Origin of the sequence: Leucobacter komagatae (genome assembly GCF_006716085.1) — a bacterium.
GTDB classification, from domain to species: Bacteria; Actinomycetota; Actinomycetes; order Actinomycetales; family Microbacteriaceae; genus Leucobacter; species Leucobacter komagatae.
In genome coordinates this window covers 2,893,350-2,913,240 of record NZ_VFON01000001.1, presented here as the reverse complement: position 1 = coordinate 2,913,240, position 19,891 = coordinate 2,893,350, and the positions used below count along the sequence as shown (strand labels likewise).

The following is a 19,891-nucleotide window of genomic DNA, read 5'->3' as shown; positions in this document are numbered from 1 at the left end:
CCCTTTGAGGTCGAATCGAGCGCTACGCGCGCTCCTCGTCGTCCTCGAGCTCTTCCTCGTCGAGGCCGTCTTCGTCTTCCTCGTCAAAGTCGTCGTCGAGTTCTTCGTCGAGGTCGTCGTCGAGATCCTCTTCGTCAGCGTCGTCAGCGTCGTCCGACTCCTCGGCGCGTTCGTCGCGCGCCTTCGAGTACGGATCAGCGTCGCCGGCGTAGTTCGCGCCGGTCGCAAGCGCCCGAGCCTCTTCGTCGCGCCGCTTCGCTTCCGCGAGCAGCTCGTTCATGTGCTCGGCCGTCGACGGCAGCTCATCGTGGATGAACTCGAGCGTCGGCGTAAGCCTGGTGCCGAGCTGCTTGCCCACCTCGGTGCGCAGCATGCCCGTGGCGGCCTTCAGCGCGGCCGCGGTGTCTGCCTGCGAGACCTCGTCACCGTAGACGGTGTAGAAGATGCTCGCGCTCTGCAGATCGCCTGTGACGCGCACCTCGGTGATCGTCACGAAGCCCAGACGCGGGTCGCGAAGGCCCTTGTCGAGTCGGCGGGCAACAATCTGGTGGATGCGCTCGGCAACTTTTCCTGCACGTGGATTACTCATGACACCAGCCTACTCTCGGTGAGGCCCCCGTGGAACGCAGGAAGGCCGAGGGGGCGAACCCCCTCGGCCTTCCTGCTGATCACCTCGCGTTAGCCGCGGGGCTTCTCGACCATCTCGGTGGTCTCGATCTCGTCGCCGGGCTGAATGTCGTTGAACTTGCCGAGGCCGATACCAGCCTCGAAGTCCGTCTTGACCTCAGTGACGTCGTCCTTGAAACGACGCAGCGACTCGATGGCGAGGCCATCGGCGATGACGACGCCCTCGCGGATGACGCGTGCCTTCGCGTTTCGGGTAATGGTGCCCGAGCGCACGATAACACCGGCGATGTTGCCGAACTTCGAGGAGCGGAAGACCTCGCGGATCTCCGCGACGCCCGACTGGACCTCTTCGTATTCCGGCTTGAGCATGCCCGTGAGCGATGCCTCAATGTCATCAAGCGCGTTGTAGATGACGTTGTAGAAGCGGATGTCGATGCCCTCGCGGGCAGCGCGCTCGCGAGCCTTGACGTCGGGGCGCACGTTGAAGCCGATGACGATCGCGTTGTCGATCGTGGCAAGATCCACGTCCGACTCGGTGATCGCGCCGACGCCGCGGTGCAGGATGCGGAGCTGGACCGAATCGTCCACCTCGATCTTCATGAGCGATTCCTCGAGCGCCTCGACGGCACCCGACACGTCACCCTTGATGATGAGGTTGAGCGACTCAACCTTGCCATCCTCAAGCGCCTTCGTGAACTCTTCGAGGCTGATGCGCTTGCGAGCCTTCGCGAGCATCGCGTTGCGCTCCGCTGCCTCACGCTTCTCAGCGATCTGACGCGCGGTACGGTCCTCGGAGGTGACGAGGAAGGTATCGCCGGCGCGCGGCACGGACGAGAGGCCCTGCACCGAAACCGGGCGAGACGGGAGCGCTTCGAGCACGGGCTCGCCGTTCTCATCGTGCATCGCGCGGACGCGGCCGTACGCGGTGCCAGCGACGATCGCGTCGCCGACGCGGAGCGTACCGGACTGGATGAGCACGGTAGCAACCGAGCCGCGGCCCTTGTCGAGCTTCGCCTCAATCGCGACGCCGCGGGCTTCCTTGTTCGGGTTTGCACGGAGGTCGAGGCCTGCGTCTGCGGTGAGGAGCACTGCCTCAAGCAGATCGTCGATACCCATGTTGTTCTTCGCCGAGACGTTGACGAACATGACGTCGCCACCCCACTCCTCAGAGACGAGACCGAACTCGGTGAGCTGCTGGCGAACCTTATCGGGGTTCGCGCCCTCCTTATCGATCTTGTTCACCGCGACAACGATCGGCACGTTGGCCGACTGTGCGTGGTTCAGCGCCTCAATGGTCTGCGGCATGATGCCGTCGTCAGCCGCGACCACGAGGATCGCGATGTCGGTGACCTGCGCACCACGGGCACGCATGGCGGTGAACGCCTCGTGACCCGGGGTATCGATGAAGGTCAGCGCACGCTCGACGCCGTCGTGCTCGGTGTGCACCTGGTACGCACCGATGTGCTGCGTGATGCCGCCGGCCTCGCCAGCGCCGACGTCTGCCTTACGGACAGCGTCGAGCAGACTGGTCTTACCGTGGTCAACGTGACCCATGACGGTGACAACGGGCGGACGCGCCTCAAGCACGTCGTCGCCCTCTTCTTCAAGCTCAGCCTCGATGTCAATGTCGAAGGCCTCGAGGAGCTCGCGATCCTCGTCCTCGGGCGAGACGATCTGGATCTTGTAGCCCAGCTCTTCGCCGAGGATCTCGAAGGTCGCCTGGTCGAGCGACTCCGTCGCCGTCGCCATTTCACCGAGGTGGAACAGCACGGTCACGAGGTTCGATGCGCTCGTATCGATCTTGTCCGCGAAGTCAGACAGCGACGCGCCACGGCGCAGTCGGATCGGCGTCGAGCCGTTGCCGCGAGGTACGCTGACGCCGCCAAGCGACGGCGCCTCGCGCATCTCGAATTCTGCCCGCTTCGCCCGCTTCGACTTGCGTGCCTTGCTCTTGGAGCCGCCGCGACCGAACGCGCCAGCCGTACCAGCGCCGCGGCCACCACGGCCACGACCTGCGAAGCCGCCTGCGGGGCGCGGTGCGCCGAAGCCACCACCGGGGCCGCCTGCGCCGCCGGGGCGGTTAAAGCCGCCGCCACCGCCGGGACGCGGAGCGCCGCCGGGACGCGGAGCGCCACCCGGGCGCGGACCGCCTGGACGACCACCGGGCGCGCCGGGGCCACCCGGGCGCGGTGCCGCGGGGCGCGGGATGTTGCCGGGGTTCGGGCGGTTACGCCCCATGCCCTGGTTTGCAGCGAACGGGTTGTTGCCCGGACGCGGCGGGCGGGGAATGCCCATGCCCTGGCTTGAAGCAAACGGGTTGTTTCCGGGGCGCGGGCCATCGGCCTTCGGAGCGCCGGGCTTCGCAGCGCCGCCGGGCTTCGGTGCACCGGGCTTTGCGGCGCCGGGCTTCGCAGCGCCGGGCTTCGCCGGAGCGTCGGCCTTGGGCGCCTCAGCCGGGGCGGCCGGTGCTGCGGGAGCAGCGGGCGCCGGAGCAGCCTTCGGGGCTGCCGGAGTCGCGGGAGCGGCCGGAGCCTCTGCCGCGGGGGCAGCCGGAGCGGGTGCGCCGGGCTTCGGGCCGGGGCGACCCGGCTTCGGAGCGGCGCCTGGCTTCTTCGGAGTCGCAGCCTTCGCGGGGGCAGCCTCAGCGGCGCCCTCCTCAGCCTTGACGAGCTCCGGGTGGTCCTTGACGAACGCCTCGAGCTTGCGCACCGTTGGCGGCATGATCGTCGAGGACGGGGTCTTGACGAACTCGTTGAGTTCGTCGTTCAAAATTTCGACTGCCTTCTTGCTCTCGATACCGAGCTTCTTGGCAATCTCGCTTACGCGTGGGTTAGCCACTTTTCTCCTGTCTGGGTTCACGCCAGACAGGCGAGAACCAAAATTAACGGACGGGTCTCATCGTGAGCCGCTCATTACTTGTCCATCAGCGTTTTCAGCCTGTTCTCTAGTGATTGACCATCGAGTTTCCCCGACGCTCTGAGTGCCCGCGTGAAGGTCCCACGCTGCACTGCAAGATTCATACACTCTGCGGTCTCGTGCACCCAGGCACCTCGTCCTGGCAGCACCGCACGCTCATCAACAATCAGATGACCGTCACGCACCACCACTCGAAGGAGTTCCGCGCGCGCCGCCCGTGTCCTACAGGCAACGCAAGTCCGAATCGGATCCATCTTACCAGCTTCCCGCCGCACGTTTCCCCAGGAGGGCAGCTTTTCGGCCACCCACCTGGGGACACGCTGAGTTTTGTCGGCGCGGGGCCTAGTCGTTCATGATCGAGTCGGGCTGAATGTCGATCTTCGCGCCCGTCAGCTTCGCGGCGAGGCGCGCGTTCTGGCCCTCCTTGCCGATCGCGAGCGACAGCTGAAAGTCGGGCACGAGTGCGCGAACCTGCTTGAGTGACTCGTTGATCATGAACACGTCGGTCACCTTCGCGGGCGACAGCGCGTTCGCGACGAACTTCGGCAGCTCGGGCGAGTAGTCAACGATGTCGATCTTCTCTTCGCCGAGCTCGCTCATGACGGCGCGCACGCGGCTACCCATCTCACCGATGCAGGTGCCCTTCGCGTTAATCCCAGCTTGCTTCGCGCGCACGGCGACCTTTGAGCGGTGACCTGCCTCGCGGGCGAGCGAAACGATCTCGACGAGGCCCTCACCGAGCTCGGGAACCTCACGTTCGAACAGCTTCCGCACGAGGCCCGGGTGGGTGCGCGAGAGCACGATCTGCGGACCCTTCAGGCCCTTGGACACGCTCGTGACGTAGACCCTGACGCGGCTGCCGTGGGGGTATTCCTCGCCGGGAATCTGCTCCTCGGGCGGGATGATGCCCTCAACCTCACCGAGGTCAACGTGCACCATGCGGGGGTTCGGCCCCTGCTGGATGACGCCCGAGACAACCTGCCCCTCTTTGTCCTTAAACTGGCCGAGCACTGCGTCGTCCGATAGGTCGCGGAGACGCTGGTTGATGACCTGTTTTGCCGCGCTCGACGCGACGCGACCGAACTCGTCGGTTGTGACGTACGCCTCACCAATGGTGTTGCCCTCGTCGTCGTGCTCGGGCACGAGCACGGAGATCTCGCCGTTCTTTCGGTCGAGGGTGACGCGAACGTCTTCGGTTGCGGGTACCGGGAGCGCCTGGTTCTCGGCGTGCCGCACATACGCAGTCTGGATCGCCTGCTCGATGATCTCGGCGAGCTCCTCGAAGGGAATCTCCCTCTCGCGCTCGAGCCCTCGCAGCATGGCAAGATCGATCTTCACGGTGTCCTCCTGGGTATTGAGATGTCTATTCAGATGTTCCGGCGCCATAGGCGCTTCGGGAGTCTACAAGAATAGCCCACCGGGCCCGATACCACCTCCCGGTACGCTTACAGCATGATGAGCGTCGCGGAACACGAGCCGGTTTCGAGCCACCCGCACGAGCTGGCGAGGCTCGGCGTCGTGCTCGTCGCAGCGGGCAGGGGCGAACGCCTCGGGGCGGGCAAGCCGAAGGCCTTCGTCGAGCTCGCGGGCGAAACGCTGATTGAGCGCTGCGCGAGAACGATCACGTCGCTTCCGGGCGGCGGCCACCTCGTCGTCGTCGTGCCCGAGGAACTCGCGGGCGAGACGCTCGCGCTCCTCGCTCAGTTCACCGATGCGGGATCCTTGTGGGAGCTGTCGGTGACGCCCGGCGGCCGCGAGCGCCACGAATCCGTGCGATTCGGCGTCGACGCCCTCCCCGAGTACGCCGACGTCGTGCTCGTGCACGACGCGGCCCGCCCGCTCACCCCCGCGGCGCTCTTCGAGCGGGTCGCCACCGAGGTGCGGCGCACCGCCGCATCCGTGATCCCGGCGCTGCCCGTCGTCGACACGCTCAAGCGCGTCGACGCTAACGGCGTCGTCCACGAGACAGTGGATCGCGCGCCGCTTGTCGCCGTGCAGACACCGCAGGGCTTTCCGCGCGAGCTGCTCGCCGCAGCGCACGACAGATTAGGATCCGTGAGCGCACCCGTGGGGGCCGAGCAACCGACTGACGACGCCGAGGTCGTGCAGCGCGCCGGCGGCACCGTGCTCACTGTTCCGGGCGAGGCGCTCGCTCACAAACTCACCACGCCGGGCGACCTCACGCTCTTGCTAGCGCTGCTCAACGCACAGGGCCCAGGTACACAGAGCCCAGGCACACAGGATGGAGCTTCACGATGACCACACTCCCCGACATCCGCGTTGGCACGGGGTTTGACGTGCACGCCTACGATGAGACCGCTCCCCTGCAGCTCGCCGGCCTCCACTGGCCCGGAGAGCCAGGACTCTCCGGGCACAGCGACGGCGACGCGGTTTGTCACGCGGTGGTCGACGCGCTCTTGAGCGCCGCGGGCCTCGGTGACATCGGCGGCCTCGTCGGCGTTGACCAACCCGAGACCGAGGGAGCCGCGAGCACCGGGTTCGTGGTGCTCGCGCTCGCAAAGCTCGGAGCCGAGGGCTTCCGTCCGGTGAACGTCTCAGTTCAGATCGTTGGGAACCGGCCGAAGTTCGCCCCGCGCCGCGAAGAGGCCCAGCGGGTCATGACGGCGCTCGTGGGCGCGCCGGTGTCGCTCAGCGCGACGACGACAGACAGGCTCGGCTTCACGGGCCGCGGCGAGGGTATCGCCGCGATCGCGACTGCGCTCATCGCGCGTTAAAACTGCTGCCCCTCGGGCTGAGCCGGGGCCAGCGTGTATGCGCGGGTCGAAGCCTCATCAGCGTCGTCGTCGGCGTCTTCCTTGCTGAACCGCGCGAGGTCGCGCACGTTCTTCTGCACGGCAACCGAGGCGAACAGGCTCATCGCGAAGCCGAGCCCGTAGAAGCCCTTCTCGCTCGGGACGAGGCTGCCCGCGTTCCACAGGCCGATCGCGAGCAGCGCGAGCGCGAGGACGAGCGAGAACCAGGCGATGCCGTAGTAGATCGCCGTCGTCGGGATGCCCTCAGACCGGTCTCGCACGGTCTTCTGCAGCGACACCGCCGCGAAGAGACCGAACATGAGCACGGCGAAGTAGTAGCCCTTCTCGTTAAGCTCCATCGTCGAGTTGAACAGGCCAACCAGATAGGTGCCGAGCCCGATGAGCAGCGCGAGCCAGGAGGCCCCGATGAACGCGGGTGTGGGTTTCTGCGGTGCTTCAGTGCTGTCGGTCATGCGAGTTTCTCCTTCGTCGGCGTGAATTACACATGGCGGCGGCGGAATGTAGCTGCCTACGGACAACGTAGTTCGAACCGCATGCCGAATCTCGCACGTGACCCGGCAGCTTCCCCGGAAACGCAAAAGCTGGGCCCGGGCCGAAGCCCGAGCCCCGCTTGCAGCGGATGCGCTAGTTCTTGTAGCTGCCGACGAGGCGAACGGCGCCGCCGTCAACGCCCTTCGCGCCCTGCTCGAACCCGGTGAAGTCGCGCGCGGCCGTCGAGACGGTGCCGACGACCCACGGGTCGAGGCCCTCTGCGGTGAGCGCGGTTGCGACGAGCGGCGCCTTGTCAGCCGCGACGACAGCGAACATGCCGACGCCGAGGTTCCATGCGCCCTCAAGCGACTCGAGAGTGTGCCCTCCGAGGTCTGCGAGGTGGCGGAACACTGGAAGCGGCGACCAGCTCGCGCGGTCGACCTCGACCCACGAGCCGACGGGCAGCACGCGCGCGAGGTTCGCCGCGATGCCGCCACCGGTGACGTGGCTGAGCGAGTGGATCGCGCCTGCGGTCGCGGGGTCGTCGAGCACGCGCAACAGCGGCGCTGTGTACAGCGCGGTCGGCGTGAGGAGCGCCTCGCCGTAGGTAGCGCCAAGCTCTGCCGAGTGCTGCTCGTAGCCGATGCCCTTGTCGGTCAGAATGTGGCGCACGAGCGAGAAGCCGTTGGAGTGGAGGCCCGACGCCGCCATGGCGATGACCACGTCGCCGTCCTGGACGAGGCCGGGGTGCAGCATGCGGTCTGCCTCGACGACGCCGGTCGCGGCGCCCGCAACGTCGTAGTCGTCTGGGCCGAGCAGGCCGGGGTGCTCGGCGGTCTCGCCGCCGACAAGCGCGGTGCCGGTGGCCTCGCAGGCCTCGGCGATGCCGCGCACGATGTCTGCGATGCGCTCGGGGACAACCTTGCCGCAGGCGATGTAGTCGGTCATGAAGAGCGGCTTCGCTCCGACAACGACGATGTCGTCGACGACCATCGCGACGAGGTCTTGCCCGATCGTGTCGTGCTTGTCGATCGCCTGAGCGAGCGCGACCTTCGTGCCGACGCCATCGGTCGACGAGGCGAGCAGGGGCCGCTTGTAGCCGGTCAGCGCCGAGGCGTCGAACATGCCGGCGAAGCCACCGACCCCGCCAAGCACCTCCGGCCCGTGGGTGCGCTGAACGGCCGACTTCATGAGTTCGACGGCGAGGTCTCCGGCGGCAGTGTCAACACCGGACTGGGCATAGATCGACGAGTTTTCGCTCACGCTCTAAGGGTACCCTGCCGCGAGCACGCGTTTCGCCCCGGTACCGTTCACCCATCGTTTACAGGGCGCAAGGTGTGGGAAACTATTAGCTGCGTCGCTTGGCGCCAACCCCTACCCAGTGGAGCGAACTCGCAACATGTGCGGCATCGTCGGTATCGTCTCGTCCGAACCCGTCAACCAGCAAATCTATGACAGCCTGCTGCTGCTGCAGCACCGTGGTCAGGACTCGACAGGCATCGCCACCCTGGAAGGTGACTTCTTCCACATGGCGAAAATGAAGGGCCAGGTACGCGAGGGCTACCGCACCCGCGACATGCGCCAGCTCATGGGCAACGTCGGCCTCGGTCACGTCCGCTACGCGACGAAGGGTGACGCAGCCCGCGAAGAAGAGGCGCAGCCCTTCTACGTCGGGGCGCCCTACGGCATCATCCTCGTGCACAACGGCAACCTCACGAACACCCGCGAGCTCACCGCCGAGCTGTACAACGTGGATCGTCGCCACCTGAACACCCACTCCGACACCGAGCTGCTGCTCAACGTACTCGCCAACGAGCTGCAGACGAGCATCAAGGGGCTCTCGCTCGACGCCGAGCAGGTGTTCGAAGCCGTAACCAGGCTGCACGAGCGCGTTGATGGCTCGTACGCGGCCATCGCACTCATCGCCGGCTACGGGCTCATCGCGTTCCGCGACCCCAAGGGCATCCGCCCCCTCGTGCTCGGCCACCGGCTCTCCGAGGCCGGCACCGACGAGTGGGTCGTCGCATCCGAGTCGCTCGTGCTCGAGTCGGGCGGCTACGAAATCGTCCGCGACGTTGAACCGGGCGAAGCGATCCTCATCCGCGCTGACGGCACCATGGCCTCGCAGCAGTGCGCACCGAACACGAGCCTCGTGCCGTGCGCGTTCGAGTACATCTACCTCGCGCGCCCCGACTCCGTGCTCAGCGGTATCTCGGTGTACGACGCGCGGTTGCGCATGGGCGACGTGCTCGCTGAGCGGATCCGTGAGGAGCTGCCGGGCGTGAACATCGACGTCGTCATGCCGATCCCTGACTCGGGCCGCCCCGCTGCCATGCAGCTCGCGCGCAACCTCGGTATCGAGTACCGCGAGGGCTTCTTCAAGAACCGCTACGTCGGCCGCACCTTCATCATGCCCGGCCAGGCGGTGCGTAAGCGCAGCGTGCGCCAGAAGCTCAACGCGATGCACATCGAGTTCAAGGGCAAGGACGTGCTGCTCGTCGACGACTCGATCGTGCGCGGTACAACCTCGCGTGAGATCGTCGAGATGGCCCGCGCCGCCGGCGCCCGCTCCGTGATCTTCGCCTCGGCCGCGCCCCCCGTGCTCTTCCCGCACGTGTACGGCATCAACATGCCGTCGCGCGACGAGCTCATCGCCCACGGCCGCACTCCGGCCGAGATCGCGGCCGAGCTCGGCGCCGACCACCTCATCTACCAGACAGTCGAGGGCATGAACCGCGCTATCCTCGCGGGCCAGGACACCGTCACGAAGCTCGAGGAGAGCTGCTTCACTGGCGAGTACATCGCCGGCAACATCGACGAGGAGTACCTCGCTTGGGTTGAGGCGACGCAGACGAGCTAGCGCGACGCCAACACAGTGCGAAGGGGGTGCCGGGGCTAAAGCCCCGGCACCCCCTTCGCACTCGACACCTATGCCGCGCGCACGGTCATGCCGCCGTCGACTACCAGGTCGGCCCCCGTAACGAACTTTGCGCGCGGGCCAGCGAGGAAGAGCGCGGCCTCAGCAACGTCCCACGGTTCGCCCATATGACCGAGCGGAACCTGGCGGTCGCGCTCAGCCCACATCTTCTCGACACTGTCAGCGCCGTACGCATTCGCGAGGCCTGCGGTATTCGCGACCATCGGCGTCTTGATGAGGCCCGGGGAAACCGTGTTCACGCGGACCCCGGCCGCCGCGAACTCAAGCGCCGTTGTCCTGCTCAGGTGGGTGAGCGCGGCCTTCGAGGTGTAGTAAGTCGCATACGCGGTTCCACCCCACCGAAGCGCCGCGATCGAGGAGATGTTTACGATGGCCCCTGCCCCCTGCCGAACCATGTGCGGGATGACGTACTTCATCGCGTTGACCGCGGTTTTGAGATTCACCGCGAGCACACGATCCCAGTCTTCCGCGGAGGCCTCTGTGACCCCGCCGAGCAGGCTGATCCCGACGTTGTTGTCGAGCACATCGATGCGACCGTGGGCGCGAATCACCGAGCCCACGAGGCCCGCGACGGCCGCCTCGTCGGTCGCGTCGACCCCGAAGCTCTCCGCTGCCCCGCCCCCGTCGGCGATCATGTCAGCGGTGCGGCGCGCTGACCGCTCATCGCGGTCGACGCACACGACGTGCGCGCCGTGCCTCGCCATGAGGAGCGCGGTCGCGCGCCCGTTGCCAATCTCGTCGCCGATCGTTCCGGCGCCAACGACGAGCGCGATCTTGCCCTCAAGCTCTCGCATGTGCGTCTCCGTTCTGCCGCGCGCTGATGCCCTCAGCGTCAATGGAACTGGCCCTGAGGCCGGCTGCGGCGTCTGCGATCCATTCGCCCGCGCCGCGGAGTTCCTTCTTCAGCACCTTGCCGTTCGCGCTCCGTGGGAGCTCAGTGAAGTACACCCGCTTCGGCGTGCGCACCCCGCCGAGCTGCTCTCGGCAGTAGGCGCGCAGCTCGGCCTCGGACGCGTGCCCGCCGGGCTGTAGCTCGACGACGGCGGTCACCTGCTCGCCCCAGTCGGGGTGTGGCACCCCAATTACCGCGCAGTCGAGCACGGCCGGGTGGCCCCACAGCGCCTGCTCGACCTCGCTGGGATAGACGTTGAAGCCGCCGGAAATGATGAGGTCTTTCGACCTGTCGGTGATGAACAGGTAGCCCGCGGCGTCGAGATGGCCGAGGTCGCCCGTGCGAAGCCAACCGTCGACGATGGTCTCGGCGGTCTTCTCCGGCTCCTCGTAATAGCCCTTCATTACGAGGTCGCCGCGCACACAGATCTCGCCCGTTGCCCCCGCGGGCAGTTCTTCGAACGTGAGCGGGTCGCGGACGGTGACTTCGATTAGCGGGCCCGGGCGCCCGCACGAGGCGAGGTGCTCGGCGTCAGCGATCTCCCCGGTTGCCGTGAGGTGATCTTGTGGCAGCTTGAAGCTGATCGCCGCGACGGCCTCCATCTGCCCGTAGACCTCGAGGAACACCGGCCCGAGCAGCTCGAGGCCGCGCCGCAGCTTCTCGGTCGACATCGGGGCCGCGCCGTACAGCAGGTAGCGCAGGGACGAGAGATCACGCTGCTCGTCTTCAAGGCGGTCGAGCAGCCGGTAGATGACAGTCGGAGGGAGGAACAGCTCGGTGACGCCGTGAGTCTCGATCGCGTCGAGCACCGCGTCGGTCGATGCCCGCGGGATGATCACTGTCGTTCCGCCCCGCGCTGACGCCTGCAGGGAGGAGAACCCCGAGGAGTGCGTCATCGGCGCCGCAGCGAGATTTACCTGTCTGTCGTGCGGCCCGTACTGCATCGCGAGCATCTGGTGCGCGACCATCACCGACACGTTACGGTGGGTGTTCATCACGCCCTTTGGGAGCCCCGTCGTGCCGCCCGTCGGCGCGATCACGGCGACATCGTCGGCGCCCACTTCGTAGGCGGGGGCAGTATCGGGAAGGGTCGCGGCCCGGGCGGTCAGGTCGATGTCGCCGCCGTGTGCGTCGCCACGGACTGGCCCGAGCGACACCAGGTGCTTCACGCCCGGCGCCGCCCCGCGAATCTCGGCCACCTGCTCGCCGAGCTCCGGGTGGTAGATGAGCACGTCGACGCCGAAACGCGTGAGCAGCTGCGCGGTCTCGTCGCTTGGGTGGTCGGGGTTCAGCGGCACCCAAACGGCGCCGATGCGCCAGGCCGCGAGCACGCACAGCCATGCCAGGGGCGCGTTCGGGGAAAGCACCCCGACCTTTCCGCCCTGAGCGATGCCGAGCTCGGCAAGGCTGCGCGCGATCTGATTCGACGTGCGCCTCGCCTCGTCGAAGGTCCAGGATTCACCCGCCGACACGTAGGCGAGCTCGTCTGGGTTGATCCGCCAGCCGCGGTCAAAGAACGATACTGCGGTGACCATGGCTACTGCGCTCCCAACATGACGACCGAGGCAACTGCCTCTTCGCCGCGGTGGAACCCGCCACCGTTCTCGGCGAGCGCGACCCGTGCGCTCGAAACCTGGCGCGCTCCTGCGCGACCTCTGAGCTGCTCCGTGAGCTCGAAGATCTGCCCCAGCCCGGTCGCGGCGAGCGGGTGGCCCTTGGAGACGAGGCCGCCCGACGGGTTCACGGGAAGTGCACCGCCGATACTCGTCGCGCCGCGCTCACCCGCGGCCGCCGCCTCCCCCGGCCCGAACAGCCCGAGCACCTCGAGCTGCAGCAGCTCACCGAAGGCCGTCGCGTCGTGCACCTCGGCGACGTCGACGGCTTCAGGCCCGAGCCCTGCCTGCTCGTAGGCGCGGCGAGCGGCGACTCCGCTCACGTGACCCTCGAACGTCGTGAAGTCGCGGTCGCTGCCGGTCGCAAGCGCCGACGCGAGCACGCGCACACTGGCCGTGCTCCCCAGTCGGGCCAGGCCGCGCTCTGAGCAGACGAGCACGGCGGCGGCGCCGTCAGTGATGGGGGCGCACATCGGCACCGTAAGGGGGAAGGCGAGCGCACGCGCCGCCAGCACCTCGTCAGCGTTCATCGGCTTCCTGTAGTGCGCCCGGTGGTTGTCGACCGAGTGGCGGTGGTTCTTTTCGGCGATCACCGCGAGCTGCCGCTGGGTTGTGCCGTAGGTGTCCATGTGGTTTCGCGCCATTGCCGCGTAGATATCCATGAAGCTCGAGCTCGGCCCGGCCGGCCTGTCGGCCTCGCCTCCGAGGTGTCGAAGCACGCGCGCGAGCTCCTCTGGCGCGCTCACGTCGTAGGCGCCATCAAAGACCGACATCGCGAGCGCCCGGTCTTCCACGTTCATCTTCTCGGCCCCGACCGCGAGCACGACGTCTGCAGCCCCTGAGCGCACATACGCGACCGCGAGGTGGAACGCGGAGGCGCCACTGGCGCACGCGTTCTCAACGTTGACGACCGGGACACCCTGGATGCCCAGCTCGCGCACCGCGATCTGCCCCGGCACCATGTGCTGCCCCTCGAGCGGCGACTGGGTCGTGTTCGCGAAGAACACAGCTTCAACGTCCTTCGTCGTCGCCGAGGCGTCAGCGAGCGCCTCGCGCACAGCCTGAGCTGTGAGCTGTTTTACTGTCAGGTCGCGGTGGATGCCGAACGGGGTCATCCCCGCGCCGGCGATCCACACTGGGGCGAGCGCCATTAGTCGAGCTCCTTCTTGTGGGTTTCAGGGACAAAGCACATGATGATGAGCGAGACCAGGCTGATCCCGGCGACGTACCAGGCGAAGGCGCCGATGTTGCCCTGCGAGGCCATCCACGTCGCGACGTACGGCGCGGTGCCGCCGAAGAGCGCGACGGAGACCGCGTACGGAAACCCGATGCCCGCCGACCGCATCTTGCGCGGGAAAAGCTCGCTGAACACGGCCTGCACGATCGAGGTCGCGGCGGCGATGAACGTGAGCCCCAGCAGCTGCACGGCAAGGAAGCTCAAGAACGAGTCGTTGAGGGCGCCGAGCAGCGGCACCGTCGCGACGGTGAAGAACACGCCGAACGCGATGAGGAACGGCTTGCGGCCGAAGCGGTCAGACAGCGCGCCCATGACGGGCTGCAAGAGCAGGAACCAGGTGAGGGAGATGAGGCTCGCCGTGAGACCCTGCTTCACGTCGAACCCGACAGCGATGTTTGCGTAGGTCGGGAGGAAGCCCGTCCAAATGTAGAAGACGATCGCAGACGAGGCTGTCATCCCGAAGACGAAGAAGACGCTCTTCGGGTGGTGTCTGAGGAACGAGAAGAGCCGAATTCGCTCGGCGTCGCCGCGCGCGTGAGCCGCCGACGCGAGCTGGTCTTCGTGCAGCGTCTCCGCGGCGTGCGACCTCACCCAGAGCGCGATCAGAGCCGCGACCGCGCCGATAACGAACGGGACGCGCCATCCCCACGAGCGCATGTCGTCGGCGGGCAGCAGGTTCGTGAGGAGCGCCGCGATGCCGATCGCGAGCAGGTTCGCCGCGGTCGCGCTGATGTAGAAGAAGCTCGAATAGAACCCCCGCTTCCCGGTCGGGGCCGATTCGACGAGAAAGGCCGAGCTCGCGGCGTACTCGCCGCCGGCAGAAAGCCCCTGCAGTAGCCGCGCGATGACCAGGATGAGGGGCGCGAACACGCCGATTTGGGCGTAGGTCGGCGAGAACGCGATCATGAGCGAGCCAACGCCCATGCCGAGCACCGTGAGCACCAGGATCCGCTTGCGACCGAACCTGTCGGCGAGGTAGCCGATGAGTAGGCCGCCGAGCGGCCGCGCGAAGAACCCCACCGCGAAGACGGCCATGGTTCCGAGCAGTGGCACGAGGCTGCTATCGGCGTCGGCGGGGAAGAACTGTGTCGAGAAGTAGATCGCCAGGATCGAGTAGATATACCAGTCGAACCACTCGACGGCGTTTCCGACGGACGCAGCGAGCAGCTGCTTCGGGCCGTTGATCAGTCTCGGTTCAGCGGTCGTACCCTCGCTGGGCAGCAGTGAGTCTGTGTGTGCGGTCAACGCCAACCTCCTTGTTGTAGCCGAAGAGCACCTGCCGGGTGGCGGCCTGCTTGGCTATGCGCTTCACTCAGAAACGAGTCTGGCGTTGTCGAAAGTTCCAAGCAATGGCTAGAATTCCAAGAGATTTACAGAATGGCCATGCTTTTTTCCAACGAGAATCGAGGGTGCCGATGACGACACCAGACTCCCCGGAGGCTCCGTCCGCCCCGCCCGCCGGCGTAGCCGCGGCTTACGCCACGCGGTTCGACGCGATCCTCGACGAACTCTCGCGCGACGACTCCATCGCGGATGCCGTGATCGAGCGCGGCAGGGCCCAGTTTCCCGCCTACGCCAGCGTGCCTGCCGCAGACCTGATCGAGGCGGTCGGCCGCAACCGGGCGCTCGCGATCCAGACGCTCCGCTCGGGCGTCATCCCTCCGCCCGACCAGATTTGGGAGGCCGCGCTCTCGACACACGAGCGGCTCGCCCAGGGACTGTCCATCACCGACATCATGGGAGGGTTTCGCGAGTCACTCCGGGTGATCCAAAATCGCGTGATCGCGCTCACCAACGAGAGCGGGCTCGACCCGCTCGTCGCACTTCGCGCGTCGACACTGCTGTGGGACTTAGGCGACACCTTCTCGGCGCGGATCTCGCTCGCGTATCGCGAGATTCAGATCGCAGACGAGGTCGCGCGGAAACAGGCGCAAGAGCAGTGGATCCGGCGCCTGCTCGCAGGCGACCTCACCGAGGCAGAGCACGGGGCCGCGGGAGCGCGGCTCACCGGGGCGGGGCCCTTCCGCGCGATCGTCACGGAGCCGCTCCCGGTCCCCCTCCCCACCCCGCTTCCCGACACGCTCGTTATGGAGCAGGGCCGGGCGATCGGGTACCTCGCGGCCGACGAAATGCTACCCGCAACAGTGGGTTACTCCGAGGGATCGCTTGGCGAGTGGCACTCGCTGCCGGAGTCGTACCGACTCGCCCAGCAGCTGCAGGCGGCGGCCGAGCTGGTGGGCGAATCGGGCCGCATCACGCTCGCCGGGATGAGCTGGCGGATCGGCGTTCCCGCATCGCCCGCCCTCAACGAGTTTCTGCGGCGCAGCTACATCGACCCCGTGCTCGCGGAGGGCGAGTTTGGCGCGCTCATCCTCGACTCGATTCGAGCCTTCATTGGTCACGGCCTGCGCGTTGACGCCGCCGCGAAGAGCCTGCCGGTGCACCCGAACACGCTGCGGTATCGGATGCAGAAGTTCGAGGAGCTCACGGACTCCTCCCTGGGCGAGTTCGACACCCTCGTTGAGATCGCCTGGGCGCTGGCCGCCGCGGGCGGGCCGGGAGCCCAGCGATTGGACTGAGCAGAAACGACAAGGCCGCCGTGTTCACGGTGAACACGGCGGCCTCGAAAACTCTTGGGCGGGTACGCTATTCGCTCTTCTTCGGCGCTTCCGGGGCCTCGCCCTTGTCGGGGTCGTCGGTCTTGCTCGTCGTGTCGTCGTCCGAGCGAACTTCCTTCTTCAGGATCTTCATCGACTGGCCCAGGCTCTTCGCGAGCGCGGGCAGCTTCGGCGCACCGAACAAGAGCAGCACAATGAAGACAATGACGATGAGGGTGGGGCCACCCATGTTGCCGATCATGATTAACGCACTCCTCGCTGTTCAACGCTTGCATCAAAACTACCGCAGTTCGCGAAATGGCGCGCGGAGAAGCCTGAGAAGAACCGGGAGGCCTCTCAGGTGAGCTGCTGCGGGCGGAGGCTCAGCGCCTCACGCGCGGAGCACTAGTTCGTGCCCGCGGTACCGCTCGGCTTGGTGGGCTCGGACGCCGGCGCAGCGGCGTCGGTGTCGACCGGGTCATCGCTCGAGACCTCGCGCTTCAAGATCTTGGCCGACTGGCCCAGGCTCTTCGCGAGCGCGGGCAGCTTCGGCGCGCCAAACAGCAGCACGATGATGAAGACGATGACAATGAGGTGCGGTCCGCTCAGTCCCTGAATCATGACGAGCCCCTTTCAATAAGAACTGGCTGATTATTGCACAGCCTGCTGCGCTTCAGCCGCGTTCACTACTCAGCTTTTGTGGCGCCTGCGGCCTCGTCGGCTGCGGGCGCGGGCTGAGCCTCGGTCGCGGGCTGCGCCTCAGTCTCAGCCTCGGGCGCTGCCACTTCGACGCCTTCGCCGACGACGGTGGTGTGCTGCAGCACCCCGGTGCCGCGCTTACGCTTCGCGACGGCGTTCAGGATCAGCGCGAGCAGTCCACCAAGCGTGAGGCCGACGGCGCCGCCGATGAGCAGCATAAACCCGGCGATCTGCCCCACCGTGTACAGGGCCCCCTCAGGCACCTTGAACATCAGCGTGACGAGCGCACCGACGATTGCGCCCGCGATCGCACCGACGAGCAACAGCCGGCCAATACGCACCGATCGCTGAAGTTCGACAGACTGCTGAGTTTCGCTTGACATGAGGCTATTCTCTCAGGTTTCAAATGTGGGTGTCGCCTCAGCGCCTGCGAACGACAGGCAGCAGCCCGTCGAGGTTCGCACGCGACCCCGACGCGAGCACACGCGCGGAGGCGACCGCTTCGTCCCAGGCGAGCCGGCCGGTCGCGATCCCGATCCATGTTTCCGCGTCCGTCTCGATCACGTTCGGCGGCGTGCCACGCGTGTGGGTGAGGCCCCCCACGCACTGCACCGCCCCGTAGGGCGGCACGCGCACCTCGACGGATTTGCCCGGCGCGAGCTCCGCGAGTTCCTCGAGAAGGAACCGCACCGAGGTCGCGATGTCGGTTCGCTCAGTGCTTCCCGCTTCAACTGCGGCGAGCGCGGCGAGCCCGTCTGCCGCTTGGATCCTGCGTCTGGCCATCTGCCCAGACTATCCTTGAGGGGTGAAGATTCTCGTCCTGGGGCCGGGTGCCCGCGAACACGCCATCGTCCTGTCCCTGCTCTCCGAAGACGCTGAGCACAGCATCGTCTGCGCCCCCGGCAACGCCGGCATCGCGGCGAGCGGCGTCGAGACCGTCGACCTCGCCTTCACCGACCCCGACGCGGTCACGAAGTTCGTCTCAGATCGCGGCTTCGACCTCGTGATCGTCGGCCCCGAAGCGCCGCTCGTTGCTGGGGTTGCAGACCCGCTGCGCGCTGGCGGCGTTCCGGTCTTCGGGCCGAACGCTGACGCCGCACAGCTCGAGGGCTCGAAGGCGTTCGCGAAGCGCATTATGGACGAGGCTGGCGTACCCACGGGCCGCGCGGCGAAGGTCGCGAGCGCCGCAGAGGCCGGCGCGGTGCTCGACGAGTTCGGCGCGCCCTACGTTGTGAAGGCCGACGGCCTCGCCGCGGGCAAGGGGGTACTCGTCACTGAAGATCGTGACGCCGCAATCGATCACATCGCGACCTGGGCCCCGCACGGTGAGGTGCTCGTCGAGGAGTTCCTTGACGGCCAGGAGGTCTCACTGTTCTTCTTCGCCGACGGCCACGACGTCGTCGCGCTCACCCCCGCGCAAGACTACAAGCGCATCTTCGACGGCGACCAGGGCCCGAACACCGGTGGCATGGGCGCGTACTCGCCGCTGCCGTGGCTGCCGGGTGGCACCGAGGCGTTCATTGAGGAGATCAAGCGCGACGTTGCTATCCCGACCGTGCGCCAGCTCGAGTCCGAGGGCACCCCGTTCATCGGGCTGCTGTACTGCGGCCTCATCGTCACGTCCAAGGGCGTGAAGGTCATCGAGTTCAACGCCCGCTTCGGCGACCCCGAGACGCAGGTCGTGCTCGCCCGGCTCGAGTCGCCGCTCTCGGCGTACCTCCTCGCCTCGGCGAACGGCGAGCTCGCTTCGCTTCCCGCCCCCACGTTCTCGGACGAGCCCGCGGTGATCGTTGTGCTGGCGAGCGAGGGCTACCCGGGTGACGTCGCAACCGGCCGTGAGATCACCGGGCTTGAGGCCGCTGAGGCCGTCACCGGGGTGCACCTCGTGCACGCCGCCACCGCGCGTACGCAGACCGGCGGCTGGATCGCGACGGGCGGGCGCGTGCTCGGCGTCGTGTCGCGCGGGCAGAGCTTTGCCGAGGCGCGGGCCCGCGCGTACTCGGCCCTGAACGAGATTGATCTCGAGGGCGGCCAGTTCCGCACCGACATCGCGGAGCGCGTGGCGTAGTCGCCCTGGGGTGCTTGGGCTGAGCGCTACACCCGGCTCACTCCGGGCTCGCCCCGGGCTCGACTCACCCCGGGCCGGGCTCACCCCATCCACCTGCTTTCTGCGGTTCGTATGCCAGTTTCCTAGGATTTGGGCAGACGGACCGCAGTTTGCATATGTAGGGTCCGCGGTTCAGGGCTCGGCGACAGGTTTCGTGGCTCGGGCAGCCGTCTCTTGCCCCCGGAGCCTCAATCTACGACCGAGCTAGGCCTTATCCCCGACATCGCCTCGGATAAGGCTGTCGAAGTCTGGGGCCTCGTCTTCGGGCTCCTCGTCAGCTTGCTGAGCATCGACATTGGAGGGCTCGGGGGCATCCGTGTCGGGGGCCTCGTCTGCCTCGAATACCTCCTCGAGGTCGCTCAGCTCGTCGGATTCAACGTCGTCAGCGGGTTCGGACTCGACGGCTTCAGTGGCGTCAGCCTGGTCGTTCTCAGCGGCTTCGACTTCAACCGCTTCAGCGGCCTCAACCACCTCAGCAGCCTCAGTCTCAATACCCCCAGCGACCTCAGCCTCAACCGGCGCGGCTTCACGGAGGACGGCGACGTAATCGGTGAGCAGGTCGATCCAGCTCTGTTGCGCGTCGGCGGTGCGCTCGAACGCGTCGGGGAAGACCCCGAAGCCCGTCTCGGTGACCATGATGTCGGTCTCGTCGCCCTGCGAGCGGAAGGTGACGAGCACGGCGGTCTCGTGCTCGTCGCTCCCGTCGCGCCAGCGGAAGCCAAGGGCGTGCCCCTCGATGAGCACGTCGACGGCGCCGACCGCGTTCCGGCTCGCGGACTCGCCGTTCTCGGCCGTCCAGCGCTCCGCAACCGTGCCGCCGAACACCACGTCGAGTTCCGCGTCGGGCCACCACGAAGCCCGGAGGGCACCGTCAGCAAGATAGTTCCACGCGACCTCTCGGGGCGCCCTCGCTCGCATGCGCGCAATCACCGGTCCGACAACCGCCATGGCCCTCACCCTCCAGTTCTGTTCCCCTCATCATATTCGCGGTTCTGGCCTCTCACCCGGACAGGGGCGAGA

20 protein-coding genes are annotated in these 19,891 nt (G+C 67.1%); 5 read left to right on the top strand and 15 right to left on the bottom strand.

Annotation, left to right across the window (positions count from 1 at the left end; all coding sequences use genetic code 11):
- Positions 1 to 22 precede the first annotated feature (22 nt).
- From rbfA to nusA, 4 genes are all read right to left on the bottom strand, one after another.
- Positions 23 to 589 carry a 30S ribosome-binding factor RbfA gene (rbfA, locus tag FB468_RS13200; RefSeq protein ID WP_141887761.1) on the bottom strand — a complete coding sequence of 189 codons (567 nt, stop codon included), beginning with the start codon at positions 587 to 589 and terminating at the stop codon, positions 23 to 25.
- A gap of 89 nt (positions 590 to 678) precedes the next feature.
- The gene (gene infB / locus FB468_RS13195; RefSeq protein ID WP_141887760.1) at positions 679 to 3,465 is read right to left on the bottom strand and encodes a translation initiation factor IF-2; all 2,787 of its coding nucleotides are present in this window, start codon (positions 3,463 to 3,465) and stop codon (positions 679 to 681) included.
- A gap of 74 nt (positions 3,466 to 3,539) precedes the next feature.
- Positions 3,540 to 3,797 (bottom strand): YlxR family protein, encoded by a 258-nt coding sequence (locus tag FB468_RS13190; protein WP_141887759.1) that lies wholly within the window; start codon positions 3,795 to 3,797, stop codon positions 3,540 to 3,542.
- Between the two features lie 88 nt (positions 3,798 to 3,885).
- A complete protein-coding gene (gene nusA, locus FB468_RS13185; RefSeq protein WP_141887758.1) occupies positions 3,886 to 4,881 on the bottom strand; it encodes a transcription termination factor NusA in 996 nt (331 codons plus the stop codon).
- 114 nt (positions 4,882 to 4,995) lie between these two features.
- Between nusA and ispD the strand changes: the two genes are divergently transcribed.
- Both ispD and ispF read left to right on the top strand, forming a co-directional pair.
- Positions 4,996 to 5,802: a 2-C-methyl-D-erythritol 4-phosphate cytidylyltransferase gene (gene ispD, locus FB468_RS17160; RefSeq protein WP_246055886.1), complete on the top strand. Its 807-nt coding sequence runs from the start codon at positions 4,996 to 4,998 to the stop codon at positions 5,800 to 5,802.
- A complete protein-coding gene (ispF, locus tag FB468_RS17155) occupies positions 5,799 to 6,278 on the top strand; it encodes a 2-C-methyl-D-erythritol 2,4-cyclodiphosphate synthase (protein ID WP_170219732.1) in 480 nt (159 codons plus the stop codon). The genes ispD and ispF overlap by 4 nt, the downstream gene beginning before the upstream one ends.
- Here ispF and yiaA read toward each other — a convergent pair.
- Together yiaA and purM are read right to left on the bottom strand one after the other, a co-directional pair.
- A complete protein-coding gene (gene yiaA / locus FB468_RS13175) occupies positions 6,275 to 6,769 on the bottom strand; it encodes an inner membrane protein YiaA (protein ID WP_141887757.1) in 495 nt (164 codons plus the stop codon). The two genes, ispF and yiaA, sit on opposite strands and share 4 nt — an antisense overlap.
- Before the next feature lie 172 nt (positions 6,770 to 6,941).
- The gene (gene purM, locus FB468_RS13170; protein WP_141887756.1) at positions 6,942 to 8,051 is read right to left on the bottom strand and encodes a phosphoribosylformylglycinamidine cyclo-ligase; all 1,110 of its coding nucleotides are present in this window, start codon (positions 8,049 to 8,051) and stop codon (positions 6,942 to 6,944) included.
- Positions 8,052 to 8,187: 136 nt separating this feature from the next.
- Here purM and purF point away from each other — a divergent pair, with 136 nt between their 5' ends.
- A complete protein-coding gene (gene purF / locus FB468_RS13165; protein WP_141888347.1) occupies positions 8,188 to 9,648 on the top strand; it encodes an amidophosphoribosyltransferase in 1,461 nt (486 codons plus the stop codon).
- Positions 9,649 to 9,716: 68 nt separating this feature from the next.
- Here purF and FB468_RS13160 read toward each other — a convergent pair whose 3' ends face one another.
- From FB468_RS13160 to FB468_RS13145, 4 genes are read right to left on the bottom strand one after another with little or no spacing between them, the layout of a single operon-like run.
- Entirely contained in the window at positions 9,717 to 10,520 is an 804-nt protein-coding gene (locus FB468_RS13160) for an SDR family NAD(P)-dependent oxidoreductase (RefSeq protein ID WP_141887755.1), read from the bottom strand.
- Positions 10,507 to 12,153: a class I adenylate-forming enzyme family protein gene (locus FB468_RS13155; RefSeq protein ID WP_141887754.1), complete on the bottom strand. Its 1,647-nt coding sequence runs from the start codon at positions 12,151 to 12,153 to the stop codon at positions 10,507 to 10,509. The genes FB468_RS13160 and FB468_RS13155 overlap by 14 nt, the downstream gene beginning before the upstream one ends.
- Before the next feature lie 2 nt (positions 12,154 to 12,155).
- Positions 12,156 to 13,382 carry a thiolase family protein gene (locus tag FB468_RS13150; RefSeq protein ID WP_141887753.1) on the bottom strand — a complete coding sequence of 409 codons (1,227 nt, stop codon included), beginning with the start codon at positions 13,380 to 13,382 and terminating at the stop codon, positions 12,156 to 12,158.
- On the bottom strand, positions 13,382 to 14,713 hold the full coding sequence (locus FB468_RS13145) for an MFS transporter (protein ID WP_246055885.1): 1,332 nt from the start codon (positions 14,711 to 14,713) through the stop codon (positions 13,382 to 13,384). The genes FB468_RS13150 and FB468_RS13145 overlap by 1 nt, the downstream gene beginning before the upstream one ends.
- Positions 14,714 to 14,883: 170 nt before the next feature.
- Here FB468_RS13145 and FB468_RS13140 point away from each other — a divergent pair, with 170 nt between their 5' ends.
- Entirely contained in the window at positions 14,884 to 16,047 is a 1,164-nt protein-coding gene (locus FB468_RS13140; RefSeq protein ID WP_170219731.1) for a PucR family transcriptional regulator, read from the top strand.
- Between the two features lie 67 nt (positions 16,048 to 16,114).
- Here the strand turns inward: FB468_RS13140 and tatA (FB468_RS13135) are convergent, their stop codons facing one another.
- The 4 genes from tatA (FB468_RS13135) to FB468_RS13120 all read right to left on the bottom strand — a co-directional run bounded on the left by tatA (FB468_RS13135) (position 16,115) and on the right by FB468_RS13120 (position 17,547).
- Positions 16,115 to 16,327 carry a twin-arginine translocase TatA/TatE family subunit gene (tatA, locus tag FB468_RS13135; RefSeq protein WP_141887751.1) on the bottom strand — a complete coding sequence of 71 codons (213 nt, stop codon included), beginning with the start codon at positions 16,325 to 16,327 and terminating at the stop codon, positions 16,115 to 16,117.
- A 143-nt stretch (positions 16,328 to 16,470) separates the two neighbouring features.
- On the bottom strand, positions 16,471 to 16,686 hold the full coding sequence (tatA, locus tag FB468_RS17585; protein WP_141887750.1) for a twin-arginine translocase TatA/TatE family subunit: 216 nt from the start codon (positions 16,684 to 16,686) through the stop codon (positions 16,471 to 16,473).
- Positions 16,687 to 16,751: 65 nt separating this feature from the next.
- Complete coding sequence (locus tag FB468_RS13125; protein WP_141887749.1) at positions 16,752 to 17,147, bottom strand: hypothetical protein; 396 nt, start codon at positions 17,145 to 17,147, stop codon at positions 16,752 to 16,754.
- Between the two features lie 37 nt (positions 17,148 to 17,184).
- Positions 17,185 to 17,547 carry a sterol carrier family protein gene (locus tag FB468_RS13120; protein ID WP_141887748.1) on the bottom strand — a complete coding sequence of 121 codons (363 nt, stop codon included), beginning with the start codon at positions 17,545 to 17,547 and terminating at the stop codon, positions 17,185 to 17,187.
- 22 nt (positions 17,548 to 17,569) lie between these two features.
- Between FB468_RS13120 and purD the strand changes: the two genes are divergently transcribed.
- Positions 17,570 to 18,832 (top strand): phosphoribosylamine--glycine ligase, encoded by a 1,263-nt coding sequence (purD, locus tag FB468_RS13115; protein ID WP_141887747.1) that lies wholly within the window; start codon positions 17,570 to 17,572, stop codon positions 18,830 to 18,832.
- Between the two features lie 243 nt (positions 18,833 to 19,075).
- Here the strand turns inward: purD and FB468_RS13110 are convergent, their stop codons facing one another.
- Entirely contained in the window at positions 19,076 to 19,819 is a 744-nt protein-coding gene (locus FB468_RS13110) for an SRPBCC family protein (protein WP_141887746.1), read from the bottom strand.
- Between the last annotated feature and the right edge of the window lie 72 nt (positions 19,820 to 19,891).

Excerpts from the sequence above, each read along its gene's own strand:
- purF (WP_141888347.1), top strand. The coding sequence starts at position 8,188 with ATGTGCGGCATCGTCGGTATCGTCTCGTCCGAACCCGTCAACCAGCAA.
- FB468_RS13125 (WP_141887749.1), bottom strand. The coding sequence starts at position 17,147 with ATGTCAAGCGAAACTCAGCAGTCTGTCGAACTTCAGCGATCGGTGCGT.
- yiaA (WP_141887757.1), bottom strand. The coding sequence starts at position 6,769 with ATGACCGACAGCACTGAAGCACCGCAGAAACCCACACCCGCGTTCATC.
- ispD (WP_246055886.1), top strand. The coding sequence starts at position 4,996 with ATGATGAGCGTCGCGGAACACGAGCCGGTTTCGAGCCACCCGCACGAG.
- FB468_RS13110 (WP_141887746.1), bottom strand. The coding sequence starts at position 19,819 with ATGGCGGTTGTCGGACCGGTGATTGCGCGCATGCGAGCGAGGGCGCCC.
- FB468_RS13150 (WP_141887753.1), bottom strand. The coding sequence starts at position 13,382 with ATGGCGCTCGCCCCAGTGTGGATCGCCGGCGCGGGGATGACCCCGTTC.
- rbfA (WP_141887761.1), bottom strand. The coding sequence starts at position 589 with ATGAGTAATCCACGTGCAGGAAAAGTTGCCGAGCGCATCCACCAGATT.
- FB468_RS13190 (WP_141887759.1), bottom strand. The coding sequence starts at position 3,797 with ATGGATCCGATTCGGACTTGCGTTGCCTGTAGGACACGGGCGGCGCGC.
- FB468_RS13155 (WP_141887754.1), bottom strand. The coding sequence starts at position 12,153 with ATGGTCACCGCAGTATCGTTCTTTGACCGCGGCTGGCGGATCAACCCA.
- ispF (WP_170219732.1), top strand. The coding sequence starts at position 5,799 with ATGACCACACTCCCCGACATCCGCGTTGGCACGGGGTTTGACGTGCAC.
- FB468_RS13120 (WP_141887748.1), bottom strand. The coding sequence starts at position 17,547 with ATGGCCAGACGCAGGATCCAAGCGGCAGACGGGCTCGCCGCGCTCGCC.
- FB468_RS13160 (WP_141887755.1), bottom strand. The coding sequence starts at position 10,520 with ATGCGAGAGCTTGAGGGCAAGATCGCGCTCGTCGTTGGCGCCGGAACG.
- tatA (WP_141887751.1), bottom strand. The coding sequence starts at position 16,327 with ATGATCGGCAACATGGGTGGCCCCACCCTCATCGTCATTGTCTTCATT.
- tatA (WP_141887750.1), bottom strand. The coding sequence starts at position 16,686 with ATGATTCAGGGACTGAGCGGACCGCACCTCATTGTCATCGTCTTCATC.
- FB468_RS13140 (WP_170219731.1), top strand. The coding sequence starts at position 14,884 with ATGACGACACCAGACTCCCCGGAGGCTCCGTCCGCCCCGCCCGCCGGC.